The organism is Streptomyces pinistramenti (genome assembly GCF_020564935.1).
GTDB lineage: Bacteria > Actinomycetota > Actinomycetes > Streptomycetales > Streptomycetaceae > Streptomyces > Streptomyces pinistramenti.
Window position 1 is genome coordinate 155,655 of sequence record NZ_JAJCXB010000005.1, and the last position, 14,518, is coordinate 170,172.

Here is a 14,518-nt window from a genome sequence, read left to right on the forward strand (position 1 = left end):
CACGAGGAGGAGAGCAGCACGTGCTGTCACAGCTCTGTCTTCACCGGATATTCGAAGAACAGGCGGCGCGCACCCCTGACGCGCCCGCCGTGTCGGACGGCCGGGAGACCCTGACCTACGCCCAACTGGACGACCGCGCCGCACGGTTGGCGTCCGCCATCCTGGACCACGCCCCCGCACCCGGCTCCCGGATCGGCCTGTACCTGCGGCGCGGGAACGACGTGGTGGCCGCGGTGATCGCGGTGCTCAAGGCCGGCTGCTCCTACGTACCGCTGGACCCCTCCTACCCGGGCGACCGGGTGCGGTACATGGCCGAGGACGCCTCGCTCGACCTGGTGGTGGCCGACCAGGACACCGCCGACGCGCTGCCCGACGCCACCGTCATCACCGTCGGCGACGCGGTGCGCGCACACCCGCCCCTCGACCCGGGCAAGGTACAGGCCACCCCGGACCTGCCCGCCTACGTCATCTACACCTCCGGATCGAGCGGCAACCCCAAGGGTGTCGAGGTCTCCCACCGGAACGTCACGGCGCTGCTGGCCGCCTGCGACAAGGTCTTCGACCTGCGCGACGACGACGTGTGGACGCTCTTCCACTCGCCCTGCTTCGACTTCTCCGTCTGGGAGATGTGGGGCGCCCTGGCCCACGGCGCCCGGCTGGTCGTGGTGCCGGCCGAGACCGCCCGCTCGCCCGAGGCGTTCCTCGACCTCGTCGTGTCCGAGCGCGTGACCGTCCTCAACCAGGTGCCCTCGGTGTTCCGCTACCTCTCCCGCTCGGCGGTGGCCCGCGAACCCGCGGCCGGCGGGGGAGAGCTGCCGCTGCGGTACGTCATCTTCGGCGGCGAGCCCGTCGACCTCGAAGCGGTACGCGGCTGGCGCGAAGTCCACGGCAGGCGGGCCGAGTTCTTCAACATGTACGGCATCACCGAGACCACGGTCTTCGCCACCTACCGACGGCTGCCCGAGGCCGAGACCGACGCCCCGTCCGGCGCCGCCCGCGAAGGACTGGCCCCGGCGGACCCGGCCGCGCCGCCCCGCGCGAGCGCCGACCCGGAACTCAACATCGGCCGCCCGCTCGACGGCCTCGACGTGGAACTGCTCGACGAATGGGGCGGCCGCACCCCTCCGGGCCGCATCGGCGAACTCTGCCTGGCCGGTGACCAGCTGGCCATCGGCTACCTCAACCGGCCGGAGCTGACCGACGAGCGCTACCCGCTGCTCGACGTGGCCGGCACCGGCACCGCGCGGCGCTACTACCGCAGCGGCGACCTGGCACTGGCCCTCCCGGACGGCTCATGGGAGTTCGCGGGCCGCGCCGACGACCAGGTGAAGATCAACGGCTACCGCATCGAGACCAGCGAGATCGAGGCCGCGCTGCGCACCACCGACGGCGTCCAGGACCTCGTGGTCGTGCCGGTCACCAGCCGCATCGGCGAACGGATGCTCACGGCCTTCTACGCACCGGCGTCCGACGCGTCCGCCGCCGGGGACGACCTGGCCGAACGCCTCGCCACCCGCGCCCGCGCCGCGCTGCCCGCCTACATGGTGCCCCGCCGCTTCGTGTCCGTCCCCGAGCTGCCGCTGAGCCCCTCGGGAAAGACCGACAAGCGCGCCCTCGCCGAGCAGCTGTCATGACCCGCACCCGGAGCCCCCGACCCCCAAGAGACCACGCCTGGAGGACCCGTGGCTGAGCCTGGAGAAGCTGTGGCGGGCGCGAGCGGCAGCCGGCCGGCCGGGCGTGGCACCGGCTGGGCCGCGCCCGGCGACGCCCTGCCGCTGTCCGCCGTGCAGGAGGCGATGTGGATCTCCTGGGAGCGCGACCTCGACCAGCAGGAGCACCTCATCCCGCTGGCCCTGGACGTCACCGGCGACCTCGACACCGAGCGCCTGCGGGCGGCCGTCGCGGAGCTGTCGCGCCGGCACCCCCTGCTGCGGGCCCGCGTCGACCGCGCCCCCACCGGCACCCGCCTGACCTGGGCGGGCACGGACCCCGTACCGTTCACCGTCCGTACCGTCGACGCCGACCGTGACGCGGCCCTCGCGGCGGCCTGCCGCCCCTTCGACCTGAACCGCGGGCCGCTGGCACGGGCGGAGGTGCTGCGCGGCCCGGACTTCACCGTGGTCCAGCTCACCGTCCACCACCTGGTCCTGGACGGCACGTCGATCCCCCTCCTCTGCGAAGAGCTGCGCCGGGCCTACGCCGGGCACCCCCTCGACGGCCCGGACGATCCGCGGCCGGTCATCGCCCACGCCCGGCGCTCCTGGGAGCTGGCACTCGGAGCCGACGGCGAACCGCACCGTGCGTACTGGCGCACGGTCCTGGCCGACCCGGCGCCGGCCCGCCCGCTGCCGGTGCGGCCCGAACCCGGCGGCTACCAGCAGCTGCCGCGCCCCATCGACCAGGAACTCGTCGATCAGGTACGGAAGGTGGCCGCGGAACTGGGCGTCACCTACTTCACGGTCATGTTCGCGGCCCTCTTCGTGACCCTGCACCGCCACACCGCCACCGACGACCTCATCGTCTCGGCGCCCTACCACGGACGGTCCGACCCCGCCCTCGCCGGCCGGATCGGCTTCTTCGTCAACGTCCTGCCGTTCCGGGAGCACCTCCCCGGCACCCGGACGTACGCCGACCTGCTGACCGGCCTGCGCGCCCAGGTGCAAAGCGGCAGCGGACACGGCGAGCTGCCGCAGCCCGCGATCCTGCGCGCGGCGGGCCTGACGGCGCCCGCCGACCGGGACCGCACCCACCAAGTCGTCTTCCAGTACCTCCAGTTCGGGCACCACGCGCAGGAGGGCGCCGACGTGGCCCGGATGGACTTCGCGGCCGGCGGCGCGCGGGCCGAGCTGAGCCTGCGGGACCTGACCGACGTGGCCGACCACCGGCTCACCGTCCTGCTCGCCGAGGACAGCCGGGGCAGCCGCATGCTGTGGAAGGACCCGCACGGCACCGTCGACCCGGACCTGCTCGCCTCGCTGGCACGCGACCACCTGGCCGTCGTCGCGGACATGGTCGCCGACCCGTACGGCACCCTCGCCGACGGCCAGGCACGGCTGCCCGCGGTCAGCGCCCCGCCCCCGGACGACGCAGCCGCCGCAGCCCACGGGCCGCACGCCGCCGAACCGGCCCCGGCACTCGACGCGCCGCGCCCGCAGGCCCCCGCGCCCTCGTCCCTCACCTCGCCCACCGCCGTCGCACTCGCCGAGATCTGGCATCAGGTCCTGGGCGTACCGGTGGCATCGGCCGATGACTCGTTCTTCGAAATGGGCGGCCATTCCCTCCTCGCCACCACGCTGCTGACCCGCATCGGCCGCCGCTTCGGCACCGAGCCGTCGCTGCGCGACCTCTTCTCGCACCCCGGCTTCGGCGAACTGGTCCGCCTCATCGACCAGGGCCCCGCCCCCTCCCGGGCCACCCAGGACGACACCCCCGCGGCCCGCCCCGAGCCCGGCGGCCCGCTCCCGGCATCCGGCTTCCAGGAGAGCATCTGGCTCGCGCAGCGCCTGGACCCCGTCCACGCGACGTACCACGTGCCGCTGTCCTGGGACGTGGCCGGCGAGCTGGACCCCGCGCGGCTGCGCCGCGCACTGGCGCTGCTGGTCTCCCGGCACGAGATCCTGCGCACCCGCTTCGTCGACCGCGACGGCCGCCTCTACCAGGAAGTGGCCGCGCCCTGGACCCCGGAGGCCGGCCACACGGACCTCACCGGGCTGCCCGCCGCCGCACAGGATCTGCGGCTGCGGCGATGGGCGGACGAGGCGGCCGGCGACCTGGTGCCGGCGGACGGACACCTGCTGCGCGCCGCGCTGTTCACCAGGGCCCCGCAGCATCAGGTGCTCTCCCTGTGCGTCCACCACCTCGTGCTCGACGGCGAGTCGGTGCCGCATCTGGTACGGGAGCTGGAGCGCTGTTACGCGGCGGCCGGCGGGGAGGCGATGCCGCCGGCGCCCCCGCACCAGTACCGCGACCTGGTGTCGGCCGAGCATCGGGAGCCCCGGGCGGCCGCCGACCTGGCCTACTGGTGCGACCGGCTGGCCGGCGCCCCCAGCTCGCTCGGCCTGTCCGCGCCCCGCTCTCCCGAGCCGGCCGGCAACCTCGGGCTGCGGCTTGCCGACGAGGCGGCGCAGGAACTGCTCGCCGTCCAACGCGCCGAGCGGGCCTCGGCCTTCATGATCCAGGCGACCGCGGTCGCCGCGGCCCTGCACCGGTGGACCGGGCGCACCGACCTCACCTTCGGCATCCCGGTCGCGAACCGCGGCGGCTCCGCGTTCGACGACGTCATCGGACCGTGCCTGAACACCCTGGTGCTGCGCTCCCGTTGCGCCCGCGACACGACACTCGGCGAGCTGCTGCGGACCCTGCGGGAAGAGATCATCGGCGCCTTCGAGCACCGCGCGGCGTCCTTCGACGACGTGGTGCGCGGCCTGCGTCCCGCGAGGCTGCCCGGACACACGCCGTACGCCGATGTGCTGCTGAACAGCGTCAGCCTGACGCACTGGTCGGGGACGCTCGGCGACGCCGCTCTGACACCCGTGGATTTCGTCGCGGAGCGCACCGAAACCAGTAAGTTCCCGCTCACCGTCACGTTCGCGGAAAGCGGCTCCGCGGTGCGGGGGTCGCTGGCCTACCGCGGTGACCGTATCCGCGCCGCCGATGCCGGGGAGCTGGCCGGTGATCTCGCCGCGGTACTCAACCGATTCGGCGCCCTGCTGCCGGATCAGGTATTCACCATGACGCCTTGTGAATCGCGGGGAAGGGACGGAGTGAACTGATGAGGAAATTTCGATTCGGGGTAAATCTGAATTCCGCGACGGGCCATCAGGATTGGACGGAAAAATGCCGGTCGGCGGAATCGCTCGGATATGACGTCCTGACGGTTCCTGATCACCTCGGCGTGCAGGCCCCGTTCCCCGCGCTGGTCGCGGCGGCCGCGGTGACCGAGCGCATACGGGTGGCCACTTTTGTCCTCAACAGTGCGTTCTGGAACCCGGTTCTGCTGGCCCGCGAGGTCAGGACGACGGACCGGCTCACCGATCAGCGGCTCGAATTGGGGCTCGGAACCGGGTACGTGCGTTCAGAGTTCGACAAGGCCGGCGTGAGTTGGGGCACAGCCGGTACCCGGGTGGACCGGCTGGAGGAGACCGTCACCGAGGTGACCCGGCTCCTGGACAATCCCCGCGAACTGGGTGATACCCAGCCGCCGTCCCGGCCGCCTGTGGTGATCGGCGGCAACGGCAACCGCGTCCTGGGCCTTGCCGCGCGCCACGCCGACGTCGTCGCCTTCACCGGCGCGGTGCTCAAACGCGGCGCCACGCGGGGCACGTTGGAGCTGCTGGACGGCGAGACGGTCGCGGAACGGGTCGCCCATTTCGCCTCCGTCGCCGGCGAGCGCGGGTCGCTGATCGAGCGGAACATCCTGGTCCAGGCGGTGGCGGTGACCGCGCGCCGCGACGAGGCGGTCGAGACGCTGCGCCGCCGGATGCCGCACCTGACGGCCGGGCAGATCGCCGACGCGCCGACGGTGCTGCTCGGCTCTGTGAAGGAGATCACGGCCCAACTGCGAGAACGGCGTGATCGCTACGGTTTTTCCTACATCAGTGTGCATGAATCGGCCATGACGGAATTCGCACAGGTGGTCGAATCACTCGCCGGTGAGTGATCGCCGAGGAGGTGGTGCCGGGGGTGCGGCGCGTCAACCCCCCGGCGCCCCGCCCGGCAAGAGTTGGCTGAAAATGGACAGTCTGAAGTGCCCTCCGGCGGGGGAGACTTGTATCGCTTTCCAGGTAATGCGGGATTCCATCGGGTTACATTGAGCGCGACCACCTGATCCGTGCATGCCGGGGAGTGCAGAGGTAATGTCCGTAGGCATCGTTATCCCTGTATGGCATGGCACAGCTCTGCGTAGGGACTGTTCTCCCGTTGGGGTGGGCAGACTCATTGCGCAGGGTGCCCATAAGGGGATTCCTTGAGAAAGCCGATTGCCGTAGCCGTGCTCGCAGATGACCCCATAACCGAGGAGGGGGCCATCATGCGCTTAACCTCATACGAAGAGATCGCCCCGCTTTCCCTGGACTCGTGCGACACCGCTGACGTACTGCTTGTACTGGCCAACGAAGTGACCGCGAAGCTACTGACGCGAGTGGAACGCGTGCACCGCGAGAACGGAGGCGGCTCGCGCAGGCTGCCGGTCATCCTCGTCGCCAACGAGTTCCCCGAACATTCCATGCTGCGCGCGATCAGCCTCGGACTCGTCAGCCTCCTCTACCGGCGCAAGAGCAGCTTCAACGCCATCGTGCGCGCCGTCGTGACCGCCGTACGCGGCCGCGCGAAAGCAGGGGACGGCATTCAGCAACGCCTGATCAGTCAGATCGAGGCGATCAGGGACCATGCCCTCATCCCGCACGGACTCAATGTCGCGGGCCTGGGAGCCAGAGAGGTCGAAGTGCTCAGGCTGCTAGCCGACGGTCTCAACACGAAAGAGGTGGCAGGCCGGATCGGCTGCTCGGAACGCACCATCAAGAGCGTCATCCACCAACTCGTGGCCCGCCACAACCTCCGCAACCGCACCCACGCGGTCGCCTTCGCGCTCCGCACCGGAGTGCTGTAGGAAGCGCTGAAGGGGCCCCGCCACCGGGGCCCCTTCAGCGCTTCCGCCTCACGCCGCCGCGTGCCCCCCCGCCCGCGCCGGACTCCCGCCCGTGCGCGTCGGGGTGGATCGGCGTCCGCGACCCCGTCAGCGGGGCACCCGTACCACCCTGCCGGGCCGCGATGATCTCGGCCGCGATGGACAGCGCGGTCTCCTCGGGGGTGCGGGCACCGAGATCCAGGCCGATCGGCGAACGGAGCCTGGCCAGTTCGTCCGCGCCGACCCCCGCATCGGTGAGCAGGCGGACCCGGTCCTCGTGCGTGCGGCGCGACCCCATCGCGCCGACGAACGCGACCGGCATCCGCAGGGCGACCGTCAGCAGCGGAATGTCGAACTTGGCGTCGTGGGTCAGCACACACAGCACCGTGCGGGCGTCGGTCCCGGTGCGCTGGAGATAGCGGTGCGGCCAGTCGACCACGACCTCGTCGGCCTCGGGGAAGCGGGCCCGGGTGGCGAACACCGGCCGCGCGTCGCACACCGTCACGCGGTAACCCAGGAACACGCCGGTACGCACCAGCGCCGCCGTGAAGTCCACCGCACCGAAAACGATCATGCGGGGCGGCGGCACGCGCGACTCGACGAACAGCGTCAGCGGCACCCCGCAGCGCGTCCCGCGGTCCGAGACCACGCAGGTACCGGTGCGCCCGGCCGCCAGCAGGGCCCGGCTCTCACCCGCAGCCGCCAGATCAAGCTCCGGATGCCCGCCAAGACCGCCTTCGTACGATCCGTCGGCCCGCACGAGCAGGGCGTGGCCGAGCAGTTCGGCCGGCCCGTCGGTCACCCGGGCCAGCGCCACCGTCTCCCCGAGGGCGGCGGCCGGCAGCGCCGCGGCCAGCACCTCCCGCACCACCGCGTCCGCGCCCACCGGCGTGACCAGGATGTCGATGACCCCGCCGCAGGTCAGCCCCACCGCGAAGGCATCCTCATCGCTGTATCCGAACCGTTCGAGCACCGTCCGCCCGTCCTCCAGGGCCTGGACGCACAGGTCGTACACCGCGCCCTCCACACAGCCGCCGGAGACCGAGCCGATGACCGTGCCCTCGCCGTCGACGGCCAGGGCGGCGCCGGGACTGCGCGGCGCGCTGCCGCCGACGGCCACCACGGTGGCGACGGCGAATTCCCGGCCCTGTGCCACCCACCGGGCCAACTCGTCGGCGATGTCCAGCATTTCGGTCTCCTCCTGCTTCACGGCCCGGTGCGGGCGGGGTGTACGGCGGACGAGGCGGAACCCCCGGCGCCCGTGCTCAGCCGGCCCCGTGGGCCGCGGTACCCGCCTGAAGGACCCGGTCGGGCCGGATCGGCAGATTCCGGTGGCGCACACCGGTCGCATGCCAGACCGCGTTGGCAATCGCCGCCGCGGCCCCGACGATCCCGATCTCGCCGATGCCCTTGATCCCCACCGGGTCGTCCGGATCCGGGTCCTCCACCCAGGCCGCCTCGATGGGCGGTACATCGGCGTGCGCCGCGAAGTGATACCCCGCGAGGTCCGCGCCGACGTGCCCGCCCGACGCCTGGTCCCGTACCGCCTCCTCGTGCAGCGCCATGGAAAGCCCCCAGGTCATGCCGCCGATGAACTGGCTGCGCGCGGTCAGCGGGTTGACGATGCGGCCGGCCGCGAAGACGCCGAGCATCCGCCGCACGCGCACCTCACCGCTGGTGACGTCCACCGCGACCTCGGCGAACTGCGCCCCGAAGGAGTGCCGTTCCTTCTGCGTCAGCGCCTGCACGGCCGCGCCGGTGTCGGCCCGCACCGTGATGCCCTGCGGCGGAATGCCGCCGCCCAGGGCCAGTTGCTCCCGCAGGTCAGCCGCCGCGGTGGTGACCGCCCAGGCCCAGGACCGGGTGCCCATCGAGCCGCCGGCGACCATGGCGGGACCGAAGTCGCTGTCCGCGATCTTCATGCGGATGCGTTCCGGAGCCACCTCCAGGGCGTCCGCCGCGATCAGCGTCAGCGCGGTCCGCGCCCCGGTTCCGACGTCCGCCGCGGTGATCCGCACGGTGAAGCTGCCGTCCGCCTCCGCCGTCACCGAAGCCGTGGACGGCGCCGCCCCCGAGGGGAACGACGACGCGGCCGTGCCCGTGCCGAGCAGCCAGCGCCCCTCACGGCGGATGCCGGGACGCGGATCCCGCTGCGCCCAGCCGAACCGCGCGGCACCCTCGTCGAAGCAGGCGAGCAGATTGCGGCTGCTGAACGGCAGCCCGGAGGCCGGGCCCACGGCAGGTTCGTTGCGGGCGCGCAGCGCGATCGGGTCGATGCCGCACTTCTCGGCGAGTTCGTCCAGCGCGGATTCCAGCGCGAACGAGCCGGGCGCCTCGCCCGGTGCCCGCATGAAGGTCGGCGTCGGCACGTCGACCCGTACGAGGCGGTTGACGGTGTGCAGCGCGTCGGCCGCGTACATCGCACGCCCCGCGTCGGCGCTCCGCTCCAGGAACTCGTGCACCGTCGACGTGACGCTCAGCGCCTGGTGGTCGACCGCGCGCAGCCGCCCGTCGGCGTCGGCGCCGAGCCTGACCCGCTGCGCGGTGGGACTGCGGTAGCCGACCAGCGAGAACGTCTGACGGCGGGTCAGGACGACGCGGACCGGGCGGTGCAGAACGGTCGCCGCCATCACGGCGCACACCTGGTGCGGCCGGATCCCTTTGGCCCCGAACGCGCCGCCGACGTGCTCGGAGCGCACCCGCACCGCCCCCGGATCGAGCGAGAACAGCTTCGCCAGCTCGCTCGCCACCCACATGCTGCCCTGGTTGGAGTCCACGACTTCGAGGCGTCCGCTGTCCCAGCGAGCCATCGCCGCGTGCGGCTCCATCGCGCTGTGGTGCTCTTCCGGCGTGGTGTATTCCGCGTCCACGACGACGGCGGACGAGGCGAGTTCGGCCTCCACGTCCCCCTTCTCCGTCGGCGTCTCCGAGTCCGGGACGTACGCGCCGGGGCTCCCGGCGCCGAACACCACGTCGTGCGGCTCCTCCTCGTACCGGACGACCAGCGACTCGGCGGCCTCCCGCGCCTGCTCGGACGTTTCCGCCACGACCAGCGCCACCGGCCAGCCCGCGTGGGGCACTCGGTCGTGCTGGAAGACCTGGATGACCGGGTCGGGCGGCCCCATCATGCCCTGGTAGTTCCCGTCGATGCGGGGGGCGTTCCCGTGATGCAGGACGGTGAGCACGCCGGGCATCTCCAGGACCGGACCGGTCTCCACGGACCGGATGCGGCCGCGGGTGATCGTGGACAACACCAGCCAGCCGTGGGCGAGTTCGGCGAACGGCACCTCGCCCGCGTAGCGCGCGGCCCCGGTGACCTTGTCGCGGCCCTCAAGGCGGGCGTGTGCGGCGCCGACGGATCCCGTCGTGCCTGCGGTCGAGGTCGTCACGGTGGTCATCGGGCGGCCTCCTCGGCGAGTTCGGTCAGTACGGCCACGACGAGATTGCGCATCAGCGTCACCTTGTATCCGTTGTGGGGGAGCGGCGCGGCGGCGGCCAGTTCCGCGTCCGCTGCGGCACCGAACGCCTCGGCGGTCGCCGGGCCGCCGGTCAGCGCCCGCTCGGCCTCCCGGGCCCGCCACGGCCGCGACGCGACCGCCCCGAAGGCCAGGCGCACCTCGTGTACGACACCGTCCCGCACATCCAGCGCGGCGGCGATCGAGCCGATGGCGAAGGCGTACGAGGCGCGCTCGCGCACCTTCCGGTAGCGGGAGGCCGCGGCGACCGGGGCCGGCGGCAGGGTCAGGCCGGTGATCAGTGCGCCGGGCGGCAGCGCGGTCTCCAGATGCGGCGTGGTGCCCACCGGAAGATAGAACTCCGCAAGCGGCAACTCGCCGGGACCGTCCGCCGTTTCGTAGTGCACGACGGCGTCGAAGGCGGCCAGCGCCACGCCCATGTCCGAAGGATGGACGGCCACGCAGTGTGCGGAGGCGCCGAGGATCGCGTGCTGGTGGTGCTCGCCCTCGACGGCGGGGCAACCGCTGCCGGGGGAGCGCTTGTTGCACGCCTGTGTCACGTCGGTGAAGTAGCCGCAGCGGGTGCGCTGGAGCAGATTCCCGCCGACGGTGGCCATGTTGCGCAGCTGTCCCGACGCCCCGGCCAGCACCGCCTGCGCCAACGCCGGGTAGCGGCGGCGCACTTCGGGGTGGGCGGCCAGGTCGCTGTTGGTGACGGTCGCGCCGATCCGCAGGCCGCCGTCGTCCGTGGTCTCGATCCGGTCGAGCGGCAGTTCCCGGATGTCGACGAGCTGCGCGGGCCGTTCCACCCCGGTCTTCATCAGGTCGACGAGGTTGGTGCCGCCGCCGAGGGCGCGCGCACCGGGATCGGCGCCGAGCAGGGCAACGGCGCCCTGGACGTCGGACGCGCGCTGGTAGCCGAACTCCCTCATGCCGACACCGCCGCATCCGCCGCATCCGCCGCGTGCGAAGTGCCGTCGGAATCCGGCGTGTTGGAGGACTGCGTCGCGGCCGCCGCCCGCGCGACCGCCTGCACGATCGACACGTAGGCGCCGCAGCGGCACAGATTGCCGCTCATCCGCTCCCGGATCTCCTCAGCGGTCAGCGCCGGCGGGCCGGCATCGGGCGACACATCGGCGGTCACGGCGCTCGGCCAGCCCGCCGCGTGCTCCTCGATCACCGCGAGGGCCGAACAGACCTGCCCCGGTGTGCAGTAGCCGCACTGGTAGCCGTCGAGATCGAGGAACGCCTCCTGCACCGGGTGCAGCCGCTCGCCGTCCGCCACCCCCTCGATGGTGGTGACCGCGCGTCCTTCGGCGGCCACCGCGAGCTGGAGGCAGGAGACGGCCCTGCGCCCGTCGAGCAGCACCGTGCAGGCGCCGCACTGGCCGTGGTCGCAGCCCTTCTTGGTGCCGGTCAGGTCGAGGTGCTCGCGCAGCGCGTCGAGCAGGGTGGTGCGGTGGTCGACCGGCAGTGAGTGCTTCTCGCCGTTGATGTGCAACGTGATGGCGCTGGACGTCGATAGGGCCATGATCAGCCTTCTTTCGCGTATATGAGGCGCGGTGCGGGTCGGGGTCCGGGCCCTGATGTCGACGCCGTCGACCGGGAAGCAGGGAGTTCCGTGGCGCCGGAGCGCGGGCGGGAAGCTGCTGATTCCGACAGACGGCCGGGAGGGGCGGGGCGCTGTGTGTGACGGCGGAAGCTGCGGTGCCGACGGTGTGGCCGGGCCGAGCGACCGGCCGTCCGCACCGTCCGCATCTGCCATTATGGTGGGTCCAAGCGGATAACTGTCCGTTAGCGTGAAACTTACTGGACAGCTGTCCGGTAAGCAAGATCGATCCATCCGTGATTCCCGGATCCCGGAAGGAGGACGAGTGCCACCGAAGAAAGACGCGCCCCTGCGTTCGGACGCCCAGCGCAACCGCGAGCGCATCCTGGAGGCGGCCCTCGTGGAGCTGACGCGCTCGGCCGACGTCCCGCTCAGCACGATCGCCAAGCGGGCGGGCGTCGGCCAGGCCACCTTCTACCGTAACTTCCCCCAGCGCGAGGCACTCGTCCTGGAGGTCTACCGCTACGAGGTCCAGCAGGTGGCCGACGCCGCGTCCCAGCTGCTGGCGACCCGGACACCGGACCAGGCCCTGCGCGAGTGGATGGACCGCCTCGCCCAGTACGCCATGGCCAAGGCGGGCCTGGCCGACGCGATGCGCCGGGCCACCAGCGCACACGGCTGCCTGGCCGCTCTCGGCCACGGCCCGGTGACCTCCGCCATCACCCGCCTCCTCCAGGCGAACGAGGAGGCCGGCACCATCCGCCCCGGCGTGACCCCGGACGACTTCCTGCTCGCCATCGCCGGACTGTGGCAGCTCGATCCGCGCGGCGCGTGGCAGCCCCGCGCCACGCGCCTCATCGACCTCGTCATGGACGGACTGCGCACCGGCGCCCCCGGCCGCTGACCGCGCCCCCGGCCACCCCGCACAGCCCCGCCGACGGCGCCCGCACGGCCCGTACACAGGGTGCCCATCACGTAGGCTCGACGGATGGCGAAGTATTTCGACGTGCACCCCGAGAATCCTCAGCGGCGCACCATCAGCACTGTGGCGGACAGCATCCGTTCCGGCGCGCTCATCGCGTACCCGACGGACTCCTGCTTCGCGCTGGGATGCCAACTCGGCAGCCGGGACGGCATCGACCGGATCCGGTCGATCCGCAACCTCGACGATCGCCACCACTTCACCCTGGTGTGCCAGAACTTCGCGCAGCTGGGCCAGTTCGTGCACGTCGACAACGACGTGTTCCGCGCGATCAAGGCGGCGACACCCGGCAGTTACACCTTCATCCTGCCCGCGACCAAGGAGGTGCCGCGCAAGCTGCTGCACCCCAAGAAGAAGACGGTCGGCGTCCGGATCCCGGACCACGCCGTCGCCCAGGCCCTGCTCGCCGAACTCGGCGAGCCGCTGCTCTCCAGCACTCTGCTGCTGCCCGACGAGGACGAGCCGCTGACGCAGGGCTGGGAGATCAAGGAACGGCTGGAGCATGTGGTGGACGCCGTGGTCGACTCGGGCGACTGCGGCACCGAGCCGACCACGGTCATCGACTTCTCCGGCGACGAGGCCGAGATCGTCCGCCGGGGAGCGGGCGACACCTCGCGCTTCGAGTAGCCGCCCGCCATCTCCGCCGTGGCCCTGTCCGGACACACCGTCCAGGCAGGGCCACGGGTGCGACTCCTACCAGGTCACCGCGAGCCGCAGCGGGCTGCGTGACGTGGCGCCCAGACGCCACTCGACGCCCTGCGCGGGCTCCGCCAGCCGCAGCTCCGGGAAGCGGGCGGCGAGCCGGTGCAGCGCGAGCTGCAACTCCAGCCGGGCCAGCCAGGCGCCCATGCAGTAGTGCGGCCCGGCCCCGAACGCGAGATTGGCGCCCGCCAGCGGTGAGAACAACTCGTCGAACGGCCGGCCGGGGAAGACGGCAGGATCCCGGTTGGCCGTGCCGCAGTCGGCGACCACCACCGACCCGGCCGGAATGATCACGCCCCCGACCTCGACGTCCTCCGACGCATGGCGGGTACTGCCCCGGTCGTCGCCCAGCGGGATCAGATGCAGCAGCCGCTCGGCCGCCAGCTCGGCCGCCTTCTCGTCGGATCCCAGGACCGGCCAGGTCTCCGGCCGCTCACCGAGCAGGTAGAGCAGGCAGTTGCCGAGCATCGTCATCGTGCTGTCATGGCCCCCCACCGCCAGACCGCACACCAGGCTGACGAGCTGCGCCTCGGGGATGCCGCCTTCCGTGTCCGCCGACCGGAGCAGGCTGCTGACGAGGTCGTCGCCGGGGTCGCGCCGCCGCTCGGCGATCAGCTCGGCCGCGAACGCGGCGAACTCCTCCAGCGCGGCTGTCACCTCATCCGGGTCGTGGGAACCGTCCGAGAAGGCGTACGCGGTCCAGTGCCGCAGCCGGCCCTGCGCCTGCGCGTCGAGGCCCATCAGCTCACTGATCACCGCGATCGGCAGCGGGAGGGTGAAGGCGGCCACCACGTCCACCGGCGGTTCGCAGCGCGCCAGTTCGTCCAGGCAGCGCTCCACCATCGCGGCGATCCAGGGGCGCCAGCGCGCGACCGCCCGCGGAGTGAACGCGCGGCGGAAGGTGCGGCGCAGCCGCAGGTGGTCGGGCCCGTCCTGGTTGAACACCAGATCGGGGTTGTTCACGAGGTTGGGTACGTCCGAGACGGGCGGGGCGTCCGGCCCGTAGAGCTGGGCGCGGCCGAACCGCGCGTCGCTGAGGACCTGCTGCACGTCGCGGTGCCGGGTCACCAGCCAGGCCGGGCTGCCGTCGGGCAGGGTGGTGGGCTGCGGTGGGCCGGACTCGCCGAAACTCACGCGGTGCAGCGGGAGCAGCGTCTGGTCGGCCGTCTTCGTGGAGTTGTCTGCGGCGGACACGGTACCTCCTG

At 72.3% G+C, this 14,518-nt stretch carries 11 protein-coding genes; 6 read left to right on the top strand and 5 right to left on the bottom strand.

Annotated features, from left to right (window positions below):
- Positions 1–20: 20 nt before the first annotated feature.
- The 4 genes from LIU39_RS05970 to LIU39_RS05985 all read left to right on the top strand — a co-directional run bounded on the left by LIU39_RS05970 (position 21) and on the right by LIU39_RS05985 (position 6,607).
- Complete coding sequence (locus LIU39_RS05970; RefSeq protein ID WP_227045394.1) at positions 21–1,634, top strand: amino acid adenylation domain-containing protein; 1,614 nt, start codon at positions 21–23, stop codon at positions 1,632–1,634.
- Between the two features lie 48 nt (positions 1,635–1,682).
- Positions 1,683–4,772 carry a condensation domain-containing protein gene (locus LIU39_RS05975; RefSeq protein WP_227045396.1) on the top strand — a complete coding sequence of 1,030 codons (3,090 nt, stop codon included), beginning with the start codon at positions 1,683–1,685 and terminating at the stop codon, positions 4,770–4,772.
- Entirely contained in the window at positions 4,772–5,659 is an 888-nt protein-coding gene (locus LIU39_RS05980; RefSeq protein WP_308409348.1) for a TIGR03621 family F420-dependent LLM class oxidoreductase, read from the top strand. The genes LIU39_RS05975 and LIU39_RS05980 overlap by 1 nt, the downstream gene beginning before the upstream one ends.
- Positions 5,660–6,028: 369 nt before the next feature.
- Entirely contained in the window at positions 6,029–6,607 is a 579-nt protein-coding gene (locus tag LIU39_RS05985) for a helix-turn-helix transcriptional regulator (RefSeq protein ID WP_227045398.1), read from the top strand.
- A gap of 34 nt (positions 6,608–6,641) precedes the next feature.
- Here the strand turns inward: LIU39_RS05985 and LIU39_RS05990 are convergent, their stop codons facing one another.
- The 4 genes from LIU39_RS05990 to LIU39_RS06005 all read right to left on the bottom strand — a co-directional run bounded on the left by LIU39_RS05990 (position 6,642) and on the right by LIU39_RS06005 (position 11,611).
- Positions 6,642–7,814, bottom strand: coding sequence for an XdhC family protein (locus LIU39_RS05990; RefSeq protein ID WP_227045400.1), 1,173 nt, complete (start codon positions 7,812–7,814; stop codon positions 6,642–6,644).
- Positions 7,815–7,890: 76 nt separating this feature from the next.
- Positions 7,891–10,023 (bottom strand): xanthine dehydrogenase family protein molybdopterin-binding subunit, encoded by a 2,133-nt coding sequence (locus LIU39_RS05995; protein WP_227045402.1) that lies wholly within the window; start codon positions 10,021–10,023, stop codon positions 7,891–7,893.
- Complete coding sequence (locus LIU39_RS06000; protein WP_227045404.1) at positions 10,020–11,012, bottom strand: FAD binding domain-containing protein; 993 nt, start codon at positions 11,010–11,012, stop codon at positions 10,020–10,022. Before LIU39_RS06000 ends, LIU39_RS05995 begins: the two co-directional genes overlap by 4 nt.
- Positions 11,009–11,611, bottom strand: coding sequence for a (2Fe-2S)-binding protein (locus LIU39_RS06005; protein WP_227045406.1), 603 nt, complete (start codon positions 11,609–11,611; stop codon positions 11,009–11,011). Before LIU39_RS06005 ends, LIU39_RS06000 begins: the two co-directional genes overlap by 4 nt.
- Before the next feature lie 343 nt (positions 11,612–11,954).
- On the opposite strand from LIU39_RS06005, the gene LIU39_RS06010 reads away from it, so the two are divergent.
- Positions 11,955–12,533, top strand: a complete 579-nt coding sequence (locus LIU39_RS06010; RefSeq protein ID WP_227045407.1) for a TetR/AcrR family transcriptional regulator — start codon at positions 11,955–11,957, stop codon at positions 12,531–12,533.
- A gap of 84 nt (positions 12,534–12,617) precedes the next feature.
- The gene (locus LIU39_RS06015) at positions 12,618–13,238 is read left to right on the top strand and encodes an L-threonylcarbamoyladenylate synthase (RefSeq protein ID WP_227045409.1); all 621 of its coding nucleotides are present in this window, start codon (positions 12,618–12,620) and stop codon (positions 13,236–13,238) included.
- 66 nt (positions 13,239–13,304) lie between these two features.
- Here the strand turns inward: LIU39_RS06015 and LIU39_RS06020 are convergent, their stop codons facing one another.
- A complete protein-coding gene (locus tag LIU39_RS06020; protein WP_227045411.1) occupies positions 13,305–14,507 on the bottom strand; it encodes a cytochrome P450 in 1,203 nt (400 codons plus the stop codon).
- Positions 14,508–14,518: the final 11 nt, after the last annotated feature.

Bases quoted from the DNA above. Each gene is read 5' to 3' on its own strand.
- LIU39_RS05980 (WP_308409348.1), top strand. From the start codon at position 4,772: ATGAGGAAATTTCGATTCGGGGTAAATCTGAATTCCGCGACGGGCCAT.
- LIU39_RS05985 (WP_227045398.1), top strand. From the start codon at position 6,029: ATGCGCTTAACCTCATACGAAGAGATCGCCCCGCTTTCCCTGGACTCG.
- LIU39_RS05990 (WP_227045400.1), bottom strand. From the start codon at position 7,814: ATGCTGGACATCGCCGACGAGTTGGCCCGGTGGGTGGCACAGGGCCGG.
- LIU39_RS05995 (WP_227045402.1), bottom strand. From the start codon at position 10,023: ATGACCACCGTGACGACCTCGACCGCAGGCACGACGGGATCCGTCGGC.
- LIU39_RS06000 (WP_227045404.1), bottom strand. From the start codon at position 11,012: ATGAGGGAGTTCGGCTACCAGCGCGCGTCCGACGTCCAGGGCGCCGTT.
- LIU39_RS06005 (WP_227045406.1), bottom strand. From the start codon at position 11,611: ATGGCCCTATCGACGTCCAGCGCCATCACGTTGCACATCAACGGCGAG.
- LIU39_RS06015 (WP_227045409.1), top strand. From the start codon at position 12,618: ATGGCGAAGTATTTCGACGTGCACCCCGAGAATCCTCAGCGGCGCACC.